General features: G+C 54.7%; 11 protein-coding genes and 1 riboswitch. Of the genes, 5 read left to right on the top strand and 6 right to left on the bottom strand.

Translation table 11 applies throughout. The annotated features are described in order from the left end of the window. Positions 1 to 235: 235 nt before the first annotated feature. Entirely contained in the window at positions 236 to 1,171 is a 936-nt protein-coding gene (locus PGL01S_RS30255) for an aminoglycoside phosphotransferase family protein (RefSeq protein WP_127499407.1), read from the bottom strand. Positions 1,172 to 1,273: 102 nt separating this feature from the next. Then, positions 1,274 to 2,344 carry a lactonase family protein gene (locus PGL01S_RS30260; RefSeq protein WP_127499409.1) on the bottom strand — a complete coding sequence of 357 codons (1,071 nt, stop codon included), beginning with the start codon at positions 2,342 to 2,344 and terminating at the stop codon, positions 1,274 to 1,276. 154 nt (positions 2,345 to 2,498) lie between these two features. On the opposite strand from PGL01S_RS30260, the gene PGL01S_RS30265 reads away from it, so the two are divergent. Genes PGL01S_RS30265 through PGL01S_RS30275 form a run of 3 tightly spaced genes read left to right on the top strand, consistent with a single transcriptional unit; the run spans position 2,499 to position 4,276 of the window. After that, positions 2,499 to 2,714 carry a hypothetical protein gene (locus PGL01S_RS30265; protein WP_127499411.1) on the top strand — a complete coding sequence of 72 codons (216 nt, stop codon included), beginning with the start codon at positions 2,499 to 2,501 and terminating at the stop codon, positions 2,712 to 2,714. A gap of 60 nt (positions 2,715 to 2,774) precedes the next feature. Continuing rightward, positions 2,775 to 3,437 carry a futalosine hydrolase gene (locus PGL01S_RS30270; protein WP_127499414.1) on the top strand — a complete coding sequence of 221 codons (663 nt, stop codon included), beginning with the start codon at positions 2,775 to 2,777 and terminating at the stop codon, positions 3,435 to 3,437. Next, a complete protein-coding gene (locus PGL01S_RS30275) occupies positions 3,434 to 4,276 on the top strand; it encodes a 1,4-dihydroxy-6-naphtoate synthase (RefSeq protein ID WP_127499416.1) in 843 nt (280 codons plus the stop codon). Before PGL01S_RS30270 ends, PGL01S_RS30275 begins: the two co-directional genes overlap by 4 nt. A 1,335-nt stretch (positions 4,277 to 5,611) precedes the next feature. On the opposite strand, the gene PGL01S_RS30280 is transcribed toward PGL01S_RS30275, so the two are convergent. Both PGL01S_RS30280 and PGL01S_RS30285 read right to left on the bottom strand, forming a co-directional pair. Beyond that, positions 5,612 to 6,508 (bottom strand): sugar phosphate isomerase/epimerase family protein, encoded by an 897-nt coding sequence (locus PGL01S_RS30280; protein ID WP_127499419.1) that lies wholly within the window; start codon positions 6,506 to 6,508, stop codon positions 5,612 to 5,614. A gap of 3 nt (positions 6,509 to 6,511) precedes the next feature. Next, positions 6,512 to 7,618, bottom strand: coding sequence for a Gfo/Idh/MocA family protein (locus tag PGL01S_RS30285; RefSeq protein ID WP_127499421.1), 1,107 nt, complete (start codon positions 7,616 to 7,618; stop codon positions 6,512 to 6,514). Positions 7,619 to 7,708: 90 nt separating this feature from the next. Between PGL01S_RS30285 and PGL01S_RS30290 the strand changes: the two genes are divergently transcribed. Continuing rightward, entirely contained in the window at positions 7,709 to 8,575 is an 867-nt protein-coding gene (locus PGL01S_RS30290; RefSeq protein ID WP_127499423.1) for an AraC family transcriptional regulator, read from the top strand. A 391-nt stretch (positions 8,576 to 8,966) separates the two neighbouring features. On the opposite strand, the gene PGL01S_RS30295 is transcribed toward PGL01S_RS30290, so the two are convergent. Then, a complete protein-coding gene (locus tag PGL01S_RS30295; protein WP_127499425.1) occupies positions 8,967 to 9,731 on the bottom strand; it encodes a protein-glutamine gamma-glutamyltransferase in 765 nt (254 codons plus the stop codon). A 101-nt stretch (positions 9,732 to 9,832) separates the two neighbouring features. Next, positions 9,833 to 11,131 (bottom strand): NCS2 family permease, encoded by a 1,299-nt coding sequence (locus PGL01S_RS30300; RefSeq protein WP_012772340.1) that lies wholly within the window; start codon positions 11,129 to 11,131, stop codon positions 9,833 to 9,835. 124 nt (positions 11,132 to 11,255) lie between these two features. Next, positions 11,256 to 11,354: riboswitch (purine riboswitch) on the bottom strand. Between the two features lie 294 nt (positions 11,355 to 11,648). Between PGL01S_RS30300 and PGL01S_RS30305 the strand changes: the two genes are divergently transcribed. After that, positions 11,649 to 12,623 (top strand): MerR family transcriptional regulator, encoded by a 975-nt coding sequence (locus PGL01S_RS30305; RefSeq protein WP_127499427.1) that lies wholly within the window; start codon positions 11,649 to 11,651, stop codon positions 12,621 to 12,623. Positions 12,624 to 12,769 lie beyond the last annotated feature (146 nt).

Here is a 12,769-nt window from a genome sequence, read left to right on the forward strand (position 1 = left end):
CAATCTCGTGTTTGCGCGCTCTCCCTGCTGCAAAACGGTTTTTCCGTCTTATTGAGCTGCTTCTGCCCCACAATCGAGCTTCTGCTCCACGGTAGCACGGTTTTTCCCTCTTATTCAGCCACTTCAATCTCGTGTTCGCGCGGCTCTCCCTGTTGCAAGACGGTTTTTCCGTCTTATTGGGCTGCTTCTGCCCCATAATCGAGCGTCTGATCCACGTTAGCACGGTTTTTTCCTCTTATTGTCCTTGATTCAGTTCATCGAGCAGCTCCTCGAACCAAGCTGCTCGCTCCAGCGCGGCGGGGATATCGCCGACGCCGTCTTCGTCGCACCATGCGGTGGACAGCACCGCATGAGCGAACCCCCACGCCAGTAACCTGGCGTGGTCCAAACCAAGGGCGCCGCATAACAGCTCCACGCGGCGCCGGATCACTTCCCGCTGCCCCTTCGGCGGCAGCTGGTTCAAGAGCAGCGGAATCGTTCCGTATTCCGCTTCCCCAACCACGCCCTTCGGGTCAATGGCCAGCCATCCCGGCCCGCCATGACCCGAAGACAAAATATTCCCATGGTGCAAGTCACCATGGAGCAAGAACAACCCGCCGCCGCCCTCTCCGAGCAGGCGGCGAAAAACCTCCTCCGCGCGGCAAACCACGCGCTCCGGCAGCGGCCCCGTGCCGCCCCCATGCCGCTGGCGCAGCCGGGCGAGGCCCGCGGCCCAGTCCGCTACGGACGGGAATTCTCCCCCGTCCGGCGCGGGAACCGCCAGCCGCCGCATCACCTCGGCGGCCGCCAGCACGGCATCGTCGTCGCTCAATCCCGACGACGACAGCATCACCCCCGGCTGGACGCGCTCAATCAATAGCGCGCCCCGCTTCTCGTCCGCGGCAAGCACGCGCACCGCGCCGCGGCCATCATAAAGCCGCAGCGCCGCCAGCTCCGTGCGGAATTCCCGGCTTGGCACGCCAAGCTTCAGCACGGTCGGCGTTCCGTCCCGCAGCACGGCCGGGGCCACAAAGTTATACGACAAAACAAAAGGAGACGGCAATTCCACCGTCATCCCCCATTTTTCCTCGCAGCCTTGCAGCAGCTTATCGAAGCCCGCCAGCCACTGCTCGCCTTTTTCGCCGTGAACCGATCTGATCGTCTGATACAAATGCTCTGGAATCTGCATCATTCACTCTCCCCCGGCATTCTTACGCACATTTTTCACCCTGAGTGCACCCTCGCAAATCCTCGAATTTCGCTTCACGTACACTCTCCCTGCCGCTCTTTACGACTACAGCTGAACCGGAATGACGCATACCGGCTGGGAAATTTCGATCGAATAGCCCGTATACACCGGCATACCCGACTCGCTAATGCGGAATACCGCTACGTTATTGGTATCCTTGTTCGCCGTGATCGCGAATTGACCGCCCGGTACCAACGCAAAATGTCGCGGATGTTTTCCTTCCGTCGACACATGCCCAACCAGCGTCAGCTGGCCGCTCTCCGCGTCCACCGCAAATACGGCAAGGCTGTCATGACCGCGGTTCGAGCCATAGAGGAAACGTCCATCCTCGGAGATCGCGATTTCCGCGGTGCCATTAGCTTCAGCGAAGCCTTCCGGCAGAGTCGGCACCGTCTGCACGGCCTCGAGCGCACCTTTTTCCGCATCGTAACGGAAGGAAATAATGGTCGAATCCAGCTCGTTAATCACAAAAGCAAACTGACCATTCGGATGGAATGTCATATGGCGCGGACCCGCGCCAGGCTGCACCGCGGTCTCGCCGTGGCGGACCAGCTTGCGGTTTTCTTTATCCAACGTGTAAGCAACGATCCGGTCGATCCCAAGATCCGGTACAAAAATATATTTGCCGTCCGGGCTGAAGTTCGTGCTGTGCGGATGCGGCGTTTTCTGGTTCGGATGAGGACCGCTTCCTTCATGCTGCTGAATATCGAGAATCTCTCCGATTTCCCCGTTATCCGAGAGCGACACCAGGCTGATCCGGCCCCCATGGTAGCTGCACAGCAGTACAAATTCGCTGTCCGCATCGCGCTGAATATGGCAGGACGGCGCCGTTATGGCAAGCTTACGGTTCAATTGCGCAAGGTTGCTGCCTTCAATCGAAAAAGCAACCGCATCGCCAACCTTCGCGCCTTCCGCATCCGCGCCTTCGGCAATGGCATACAGTCTGTTTTTTGCCGCATCAACATTAAGGAAGGTTGGATTTTTTAATCCCGATGCCTGCTCCTTAAGGGTCAGCGTCCCTTCTGCCGTATCAAATTCGTAACGGTACACGCCGCTGTTGTCCGCTTCCGCGTAAGAGCCGATAAATACCGTTAATTTGTCATTATGTAAGGTCATGAATAATATCCTCCTGCTTTTATAGAATGTTCCTTATATTGTACCCTCTCATCCGGCATAAACCAAGCCTTTCGCTCCGCATGGACAACAGCCCGAAATAAGCCTACACTGTTTTTAGCGAATCCCTTATTTACGAAAGGAGCGAAAGCAAAAAGTGGCGATCAACCGTAAATTGATGACCGATCCGGATTTTGAAGAAGCGGTGCAGCGCAAATATCCGGTACGCGTATTCAAGGATGACTTTATCGTGAACAACGGCGGCACGGTCATTCGTTTCGACGACAGTATCGTTGTCATTCAGTCCAGCGTGAGCGACCTCGTCTACTATACAAGGGCGGAATGCGAGTTTTTCGAAGTCCGGAAAAAATGACAGGCGCCTTTATTTAGCGTTATAATACTTTAGTACTGAAATATTAAAGGAGTTTGCAGCATGAGCGAAAATGGAAAAATACTCGTTATGACCGCCGTTGCGGTTGAACGAGATGCTGTCCTGCGCGGCCTTAACGGCGACGAACGCTTCGAGGTAATGGAAGCCGGCGTTGGTCCGGTGGAAGCCGCCGTCAGTACGGCAACGCACCTTGCTTTGGCTGATCGCAATGCCTATCGCCTTGTTATTTCCGCAGGTATCGCCGGCGGATTCAAGGAACGTGCCGAGGTGGGCACGCTGGTTGTCTCCAACGCAATCATTGCCGCCGATCTTGGCGCCGAGACGCCGGAAGGCTTCCACAGCGTGGACAAGCTTGGGTTCGGTTCCGCTCATATCGAGGTGGATGGCGAGCTCGCCGAGCGTCTGACTTCGGCGCTTCAGGCTGCCGGACTTCAGACCGCGCTTGGCCCCGTCCTTACCTTATCGACGGTTACTGGCTCCGCCGAGACGGCTGCCGGGCTGGCCGAGCGGATTCCCGGCGCTGCCGCGGAAGCGATGGAGGGCTTTGGCGTTGCCGCTGCTGCCCGCCGCGTGGGTCTGCCCGTGCTGGAGCTGCGCGCGATTTCGAATCCGGTTGGCCCGCGTGACCGCAGCGTTTGGCGGATTAAGGACGCTCTGCAGTCTCTTGAAGCTGCAAGCTCCGTATTACGGGAGGTTATGGTATGAAAATCGCTTTTTCCCCGTGTCCGAACGACACGTTTGTATTCCATGCTCTGACGCATGGTTTGGTTCCGGGTGCTCCGGAATTTGATGTGATGTATGCCGATATCGACATTACGAACAATTTGGCGGCAAGCGGCGACAGCGATCTTGATGTGCTCAAGATTTCCTACGCTGCTCTGCCTTGGGTATTAAAAGACTACGCGCTACTTCCATGCGGCGGCGCTCTTGGCCGGGGCTGCGGTCCGCTTGTTCTCACAAAAGACAAGCTGGAGGACGCGTCTTACCTCAGCGGCAAAAGAGTGGCCGTACCTAGCGAACGCTCGACTGCCTATCTGCTGTTCCGTCTATGGGCAGCGCAAAATGTTCCCGGCGGCGTAGGCGAAATTATCGTGATGCCGTTCCACGAGATCATGCCTGCCGTACGCGATGGCAAGATCGACGCCGGCCTTGTGATTCACGAAGCCCGCTTCACTTACCAGAATTACGACCTCTCCATGCTGGTTGACCTCGGCAGCTGGTGGGAATCCGATACCGGCCTGCCGATTCCGCTTGGCGCCATTATCGCCCGCCGCTCGCTCGACCTGCGCGCTCTTTCCAGCTGGATCGAACAATCCGTCGAGTATGCTTGGAAGCATCCTGAGGCATCGAAGGACTACGTTATGCAGCATGCACAGGAGATGGATCCTTCCGTTGCCCAGCAGCATATTAACTTGTACGTGAACGACTTCACGGGCAATCTGGGCAGCAGCGGTTATGCCGCGATCTCAACCCTGCTTAACCGCGCAGCCGACGAAGGTCTCGTTCCCGCAATCGACCCGGCTCTTCTCGAATTCCCGGGTTAAACTTAAGGGAGTCCCAATCAACCGTTATGGTGATGGGGACTCCCTTTTTACAGCTTTAGTTAGTTGATTGTAATGTAAAAATACAGGTCATCCGGCAGCCAACTCGAACTTCCGCATCCTTAACGATGCAGCGCATCGTTAAGCTCAACTATGTAGCTACTTTTCGCCAGCCTCCACACGTTTCCGCGCACCTTAGCGATGTCCCGCATCGTTAAGCCCTCGCCCAGCTCGAACTTCCGCCTCCTTAACGATGCCGCGCATCGTTAAGCTCAACCATCCAGCTAATTTTCGCCAGCCTCCACACGTTTCCGCCCACCTTAACGATGTTCCACATCGTTAAGCACTCGCCCACTTCTAATTTCCGCCTCCTTAACGATGCCACGCATCGTTAAGCTCAACCATTCAGCTACTTTTAGCCTACCTCCACACGTTTCCGCCCACCTTAGCGATGTCCCGCATCGTTAAGCACTCGCCCAGCTCGAACTTTTTCCTCCTTAACGATGCCGCGCATCGTTAAGCTCAACCATCCAGCTACTTTTCGCCTACCTCCACACGTTTCTTCGCACCTTAGCGATGTCCCACATCGTTAAGCACTCGCCCAGCTCGAACTTTTTCCTCCTTAACGATACCGCGTATCGTTAAGCTCAACCATTTAGCTACTTTTTGCCAGCCTTCACACATTTCCGCGCACCTTAGCGATGTCCCGCATCGTTAAGCACTCGCCCTCTTCTAATTTCCGCCTCCTTAACGATGCCGCGCATCGTTAAGCTCAAACCATCCAGCTACTTTTCGCCTACCTCCACACGTTTCCGCCCACCTTAGCGATGTCCCGCATCGTTAAGCACTCGCCCATTTCTAATTTCCGCCTCCTTAACGATGCCACGCATCGTTAAGCTCAACCATTCAGCTACTTTTCGCCAGCCTCCACACGTTTCCGCGCACCTTAGCGATGTCCCGTATCGTTAAGCTCTCGTCCTTCTCTAGCTTCCGCGCGTGCGGAGGCAGAACGAAAAAGAGCTGCCCGCGTCGGGCAGCTCTTATCTATTTCCTTACGATCCGACTACACGTCGGAATCGTCCCATTTTTTCGAATATGCTTTCTTCGTGACCCAAAGGGTCATCCAGGTGAGCAACACAACGATGATGGCAGCAAAAATCCAAACTCCAACCGGAACATTCATCTGTAACTACCCCCTTCTCGCCTATTACTACTATCTTAACGGACAATACGGGAGCATATACAGTCTAAATATTAACATTTTGCAACGGTTTACGCCGGAATCTGTCATTTGGAAGCATCGGCCTCCTGCATAAGGGCAGACTAGCGCTAAATCCCTTAACGGAATGCTCGAAGGAACTCCACTGCCTTGCGGATATCCTCTTCCGGACGATGCCCGACTTCCCGTTCAATCGTCAAATAGCCGTTGTACCCAATATCCTGCAGCGCCTTCAAATAACGGTCAAACGGAACGCTGCCTTCCCCAAGAGGAACCTCGCGGAATAAAGGACCGTCGCTCGCCATATCGGCGATCATGTCATGGCTCATCCCCGCAAAGCCCAGGTATCCGTACACGACACGCGGATCAATCTCGGCCGCCAGCTTAATTCCGTCCTTCGCATGCGTATGCACGATATAATCCTTCAGCAAATAAACGCCCTGCACCGGATCATCGCCAGTCACCATAACCATATTGGCCGGGTCGAAGTTAACCGATACGCCGTTTGTCGTAAGCGAATCCAGGAAAGACTTCAATCGCGCAGCAGGCTCAGGACCCGTCTCAATCGCAAAATAAGCCCCCATGCTGCTTGCGTAGCTGCTTAATTCTTCGCAGGAAGACTGCATCGCAGCGTAGATCGGCGAATTCGCATCTTCCGGCACGATACCGATATGCGTCGTTACGATATTGGTTCCCAAATCAAGCGCGAGCTCGAGAATCCGCTTGGACTTTTCGATTTTGGCCGGATTAGCTTCGGCATCCTGAAAGCCATGTCCCCCAAGATCTCCGCATAAAGCCGAAATCGTAAGGCCAAGCGACGCAATGCGGTCCTTAAGCTCGCGCCGAGCCGAAGCGGACAGATTGGCAGGATCGGTCTCGCCGCTTACCGCGTAAATCTGCACGCCTTCCGCTCCAACCTCAACCGCTTTTTTCAACCCTTCGTTTAAGCCAATCCCAAAGCTCTCGACAATTACGCCAATTGGATTGTTAACCTTTATGTTGACCAGTTCCGTCATGAATTAGACTCCTTCCTTCGCTGCAGCGGCAGTCGAAGCCGCAGCCTCCGTATTCAAGACTACTTCCGCTCCAAGAGCCGCCGATTCATAAACCGCCTGAAGCATCCGCATCAGCTCCACGCCATCCTCTACCGGGCTGATCGGCTCGGCTTTGCCGAAGCAGCAATCGACGAAATGAGCAACCTCCAGGTCGAAGCTGTCCTGGAATTGGAACGCCAGATGATCCAGCTGCGGCTCGATATTCACGATTTTGTTGAACTGCTCGGTTACGATCACGAGCTTCGGATCAATCTCGGCTCCGCCTTTGGTGCCGTAAATTTTGCTGCTCATTTCGTTCTGCGCGGCATGCAGCGTGTAGCTGATATCGACATACAGCGAAGCGCCGTTCTCGAAGCGGATGAGCGCATTGGCCATATCCTCGACATCGTTAAGCGAAGCGTCGTAGTCCGCCGCCTTATAGAAGCTTAAGCCTTCAATATGCGACCGGTTGCCCAGCTTCCGGTACGTATTGCCGCTTACCGAAACCGGCTTGGGCTTGCCCATCAGATACCAGCACAAATCAATCATATGTACGCCGACATCAATCAGAGGACCTCCGCCCGAGCGTTCGGAATCCGCAAACCAGCCGCCCGGGTTGCCTAACCGCCGGATTGCCGATGCTTTGGCATAGTAAATGTCTCCAAGCTGCCCGCTCTCCGCATACTGCTTCACAAGCTGCGCCTGGTCGGCATATCTGCGGACGAAGCCTACAAGCAGCTGCTTGCCGGAGCGTCGGACAGCCTCCTGTACGGCAAGCGCCTGTTCAACCGTCTTGGCAAGCGGCTTTTCGCATAGCACATGCTTGCCTGCATCCAGCGCGGCCACCGCAATCTCGGCATGGCTGTTATTCCAGGTACAGATGCTTACCGCATCAATCTCCGGATTCGCCAGCAAATCTTTATAGTTATCGTAAACATGAGGGATGCCGTAAGCTTCGGCCTTCTCCCGCGCTCGTTCCCCGTTCAAATCCGCGATTGCCGCAAGCTCCACCTCTGGATGAACCGAATAGCCATGCAAATGCGAGCCCGATATCGACCCTGCCCCAATAACTCCAACCTTTAATTTCGTCATTGCCAGCATCTCCTCCATGTTTCCTATAATCAGTTGCAACCTGCTCTATGTTCAATTTATCATGAGTATAAAAAGAGAGGAATGAACAGCATGGCTCAAATCATGGATTATATGATCAGTTCACAGCCCCTTCGCATGATCGATTTAACGGTGGATCCCGCCAAGCTGTCCGTTCGTTCCCTCGTTATTCGAAACGTCGGCTATTTGCCCGGTCGAACGCATTTCCGGCAGGAGGCGGTTTTTCAATATTGGGCGATCGTATATATTGCGGGAGGCTCGGGAACCTACCGCGTCGACCGCGGAGAGGCACAGCAGGTGACGGCCGGCAGCTTGTTCTTGTTCCAGCCTGGCTTTCATTATGATTACGGTCCGGACCCAGGCGGCTATTGGGACGAGTATTACTTCACCATTGAGGGATCAAGGCATCGGGAGTGGCTCGAGCATTGGCCGATCCTCCCGAACGCAGTCATGAATCCGGGTGAGGATGCTTCTTCGCAGAACCGGATTGACCGCATCTTTGCGCTGATGGACAGCGGCACCCCGGCCGACGCCGACCGCGCTGCGCTGACGCTTGAGTCTCTCGTCTACGACTGGGTGCAGAGCTGTCAATCCTCGCCAACCGCTCAAGGCAAGACGGCCCGCCTTGCCCAGCTGCTCCAGGCCTTATCCGGCACTTTGCATGAACCTTTCGACGCGGCGGCTTTTGCCGAGCGCCATCATTGGGCGTTATCGACGCTGCGCCGTACGGTTAGCGAGTATACCGGCTTCGCCCTGCACGAATACGTCCATCGGCTAAAAATGGCCGAAGCCAAAAACCGCCTGCTCAATACCGAGCAGACGGTCAAGGAAATCGCAGCGGCGCTTGGCTACGGCGACGTATTTTATTTTTCGCGGCTGTTCAAGAAGATTACCGGGGAAGCGCCCCAGCTGTTCCGCCGCAACATGCGTTCGAAATAAAACAAGACCCCGCGGGGGGTCTTATTTCATCTGTGCGCGCCCAAGGTAGGTCCGTTTAAGGACTCCCGCGAGTTAATAAGACCCTGACAGGGTCTTATCGCAACTCAAGTTACTCTACTGGTGCTCGATAAGACCCCGCGAGGGTCTTATTTCATCTGTGCGCGCCCCAGATAGGTCCGTTTAAGGACCCCCGCGAGTTAATAAGACCCTGACAGGGTCTTATCGCAACTCAAGTTACTCTTTTGGTGTTCGATAAGACCCCGGGAGGGTCTTATTTCACCTATGCGCGCCCCAGATAGGTCCGTTTAAGGACCCCCGCGAGTTAATAAGACCCTGACAGGGTCTTATTTCACCTATGAGCGCCCGAGACGCCCAGTATTCTCTGTTTCAATTACAATTTTACCGCAAAGCGGCTGCCCCGAGCCGCGATCTGCCTCAAATGCTGGAAGTTCGGATGAACGACCAGATCGTCGAGATAAGCCGATTCGGAGCTGAACGGCTCGCGCATTCTATTTAATGCGCTGATGATCTGTTCGCCCGTTTCAATGCCTATGCCGTGGCCGAAGAACAGATTATCCGACAGCTTCACGACATTCTCCCCTTGCCATTCCGGCGTCTCCCGGTCGAAATCCGGATTGCGGAAGTACATCACGTCGCCCGGGTACGATTCGTTCTTGTTATGTGTCGTAATGAACCACAAGTCGCCGTCATGGTTCCAGTCCCGCAAATACAGCGGATTGAACAGCTTGTTGAACGCTTGCTCCCCGATTGTATCGAGCACTGCTTTGTACAGCACGATTACAATCGCGGTTGCGCATTCGAACCCGTAATTCTCGCCGTTCTGAAAAATATCGTTAATCGCATCCGAAGGCTGAACATCCGGATTCATCTGGAAGCCCCCGTTCTCCGTCCTCGTCCAATAACGCGGATTGCATCTGGAGTTACGGAATACCGCGAAGTCCGCCCGGCTGTCCTGCAGCATTCTAGCCGCATTCACCGTACGGTCCCGAAGGCGCAGCTCGAACCGGAGCGAGTCCATTGAATCATATTGGTAGACAACGGGACTGTTCTGCTTGCCTTGCAGCACGTCACGCTCAACCGGCGTTAACGCAAACGGGTTAATGTCCCCGGCGTCATTGCCCGAAATTTGAAGCATTTCCTTACCCCTCCCATGATCATGCCATGGGTTATTGTACGTGTAAGGGCAGGGTTTGGTGCTCTTCCCTAGGCGGCGCCGCGGGCATTATAGGCGGGTGGCTAGTGGCTGAAGAAACCGATCTGAATAAAGAACAGAACCGCGAACACGTAGAAAATCGGATGAACCTCTTTGCCTTTGCCGCGGATCAGCTTCAGAATCGGATACACGATAAAGCCGATGCCAATCCCCGTTGCGATGCTGTACGTAAGCGGCATAAGAACAACGATCAGGAACGCCGGGAATGCTTCTTCAATATCGCTCCAATCGATTTTGCGCAGGACGTTTATCATCAGGAAGCCCACGATAATAAGCGCCGGAGCCGTAATGGCGGGAATACCCGCGAGAACCGATACCGTCGGGGAGAAAAAGAGCGTCAGCGCCAGCAGCACGCTCACCGTTATGGCCGTCAGACCGGTTCTGCCGCCTACGGCTACCCCAGAGCTCGACTCGACATACGCGGAAGTTGGGCTTGTGCCAAGCAATGCGCCGGTAGTTGTACCGATGGCATCGGCAAGCAGCGCACCGCGCGAACGCGGGAACTTATTGTCCTTCAGCAGGCCGGCTTGCTCCGCAACGCCAAGCATCGTGCCGGTTGTGTCGAACAGCGTAATAAGCAGGAAAGTGAAAATAACGGCATAAAGGCCATTTTGGAACACGCCGCCAATATCCAGCTGGAAAGCCGTCGCGCTAAGGCCTGTAGGCAGCGCAGCCCATTTTTCCGGCAAATGCATCTGGCCTGTGATAACCGCGATAATAGCCGTGATGATCATGCCGATGAACAGGAAGCCCTTTACCCGGTAAGCCATCAGAATAAGCGAGATAATAAGACCTACGATCGTAAGCAGCGTCATCGGCTGCGACAGATCCCCCATCGTGATGAGGGTCGCTGGCGAAGCAACGACGATTTTTGCATTTTGCAGACCGATAAACGTAATGAATAAGCCGATACCCGCCGTAATAGCATGCTTCAGGCTTGACGGGATGGCATCAAGCAGCATGTAGCGGAAGGAAGTCAGAGACAGCAGGATGAAGATAACCCCGGCGACAAAAACCGCGCCAAGCGCCGTTTGCCACGATACGCCTTCTCCCCCTACGACAGAAAACGCGAAATAAGCGTTAAGCCCCATGCCGGGCGCCAGCGCAATCGGGTAATTCGAGAAAAGTCCCATAATGAGCGTTGCCACGATACTTGCGAGGACGGTTGCGATAAAGACGCCGTGAAAATCCATTCCCGCTTCGCTTAGCACGCCGGGGTTAACGATTACGATATAGACCATCGTAAGAAAGGTCGTAATTCCCGCGAGCAGCTCCGTTGTTAACGTAGTGCCCCGCTCCTTCAGTTTAAACAGGCGATCCATTGCTTGTTCCCTCCAGGTTGTCCTTATTGTCCGGATTGCGTGTTACCTATTGTCCCCTTGAATGCGCCGGATTAGTAAATCTGGAAAAACAAAAAAATCCCGCGCCGCGAATGAAGGGAAGATGGTACACGTATCCCTTATTCGTAGTTAGGATTTTTGGCTCCTTGTAGAGACCCTCACGCCATATTGATGAGGATATACGAATGATAGTGATGTTAGCTGTTCAATTAACCTTCATAAGGTTACTGGACAAACCTAGGCACTGTCAATCCTTTTTTCGCGAAAATACGTTCTATTCACGAACTATTTATTTATTTCCATTTATAATGTTCGCTTTTCATAGAAAGTGCATTCTATCGGAAAGCTTTGCTGAATATTGTCGAACGACCCGTATTTCGCGAATCGAATCGGATGAACACTTCTTTTAGCGATATACCACTACCTTTGTCAGGCGGGCAGGGAGAACGTTTTCGAGAACGAATATGTCTCATAAGTGACAAATGAATGAGGTGATGAAATGACGTTGCTCAAAACGAAAGAGGCGGCCCATCAGCTGGCCGTCAGTGAAACAACCGTCAGGCGTTGGGTGTCGACCTTTCCGGCTTCCTTCCGGAAGGACATGTTTGGACATTATATTTTTGACACCCCGGCGATGGAGAAGCTGCGGAAAATCAAAGGCCAGCTGGATTCCGGTACAGCCCTGTACGACATCCGGCTTCTGTCGCTGGCGGAAGAAGAGTCCTTGGCGGCTGTCGCCGCTGAAGTAATGGGAACGGCCGAACCCGCTCCGCCTGTTGCGGCGGAACGCCCGTCAAGCAAGTCCGATGATTCCGGTAAGCTGTTGGTTGATGCGAAGGGGAATATTGTTGCGGCGGATGGCTTGGTTGGCGCAGCCGCAGGCGTAGGCCGAGCCGGCGGCGTAGTGGACAATGCGGGCAACCTTCATTTGGTTGGCGGCAGCTCCCCTATGGGCGCCGGGGCTAATCTTACCGGCAGAAGCAGCATTGGCGCGCTGGTGGTGGATAGTGCCGGAAACGTATACGCGGCAGGCAGCGGAGAAGGAGCTCAAGGAGCCGAGGCAACGGCTGAGATTGCAACCGGTCTTCAGCATGCTGCGGCATCCGTTGATGCAGCTCAATCGCCTGCGGGATCTGTTTCCCAATCGTCTGTAGCTACGCAAGTCATCGTCCCTTCTGCCCCTGTCCATTCTTCATCCTCCGTAACCGACGAACTCGATCCAATGCTCGAACGTCTTAATGCCATAGAAGCTGCCCTGTCCCAGAAGGCCGATGAAGTCGTTACCGTCCAGCTGCTCCATCATCGCAAAGAGCTTGAGGAGCTCCGCAGATCGCTGACCGAGCTTGCCGCCACCATTGAAGCTCTTCGCACGCCGCAGCAAGAGCTGCTTGCGTTCGGAGAGAGCGCCAAAGCCTCCGCCGAGAACGAAGGCAAACGCAAAAAACGCGGCCTGCGCTCGTTCTTTTTCTTCTAAACGCTAACCTGCCGCAGGGCCTAGCTCCCCCACTCCGCGTCCCCCGCATCCGAGTGAGGCCGGGTTAGGTCCTATTGGCGTATGTTGCCCTTCACCCACCGGTCCCGCCAATCGACAGCCTGTCTTTGTAGTCCATAGCGGCTTGT

This window comes from Paenibacillus glycanilyticus NBRC 16618, assembly GCF_004000805.1.
Classification (GTDB): Bacteria; Bacillota; Bacilli; order Paenibacillales; family Paenibacillaceae; genus Pristimantibacillus; species Pristimantibacillus glycanilyticus.

Excerpts from the sequence above, each read along its gene's own strand:
- PGL01S_RS30255 (WP_127499407.1), bottom strand. The coding sequence starts at position 1,171 with ATGATGCAGATTCCAGAGCATTTGTATCAGACGATCAGATCGGTTCAC.
- PGL01S_RS30260 (WP_127499409.1), bottom strand. The coding sequence starts at position 2,344 with ATGACCTTACATAATGACAAATTAACGGTATTTATCGGCTCTTACGCG.
- PGL01S_RS30270 (WP_127499414.1), top strand. The coding sequence starts at position 2,775 with ATGAGCGAAAATGGAAAAATACTCGTTATGACCGCCGTTGCGGTTGAA.
- PGL01S_RS30275 (WP_127499416.1), top strand. The coding sequence starts at position 3,434 with ATGAAAATCGCTTTTTCCCCGTGTCCGAACGACACGTTTGTATTCCAT.
- PGL01S_RS30280 (WP_127499419.1), bottom strand. The coding sequence starts at position 6,508 with ATGACGGAACTGGTCAACATAAAGGTTAACAATCCAATTGGCGTAATT.
- PGL01S_RS30285 (WP_127499421.1), bottom strand. The coding sequence starts at position 7,618 with ATGACGAAATTAAAGGTTGGAGTTATTGGGGCAGGGTCGATATCGGGC.
- PGL01S_RS30290 (WP_127499423.1), top strand. The coding sequence starts at position 7,709 with ATGGCTCAAATCATGGATTATATGATCAGTTCACAGCCCCTTCGCATG.
- PGL01S_RS30295 (WP_127499425.1), bottom strand. The coding sequence starts at position 9,731 with ATGCTTCAAATTTCGGGCAATGACGCCGGGGACATTAACCCGTTTGCG.
- PGL01S_RS30300 (WP_012772340.1), bottom strand. The coding sequence starts at position 11,131 with ATGGATCGCCTGTTTAAACTGAAGGAGCGGGGCACTACGTTAACAACG.
- PGL01S_RS30305 (WP_127499427.1), top strand. The coding sequence starts at position 11,649 with ATGACGTTGCTCAAAACGAAAGAGGCGGCCCATCAGCTGGCCGTCAGT.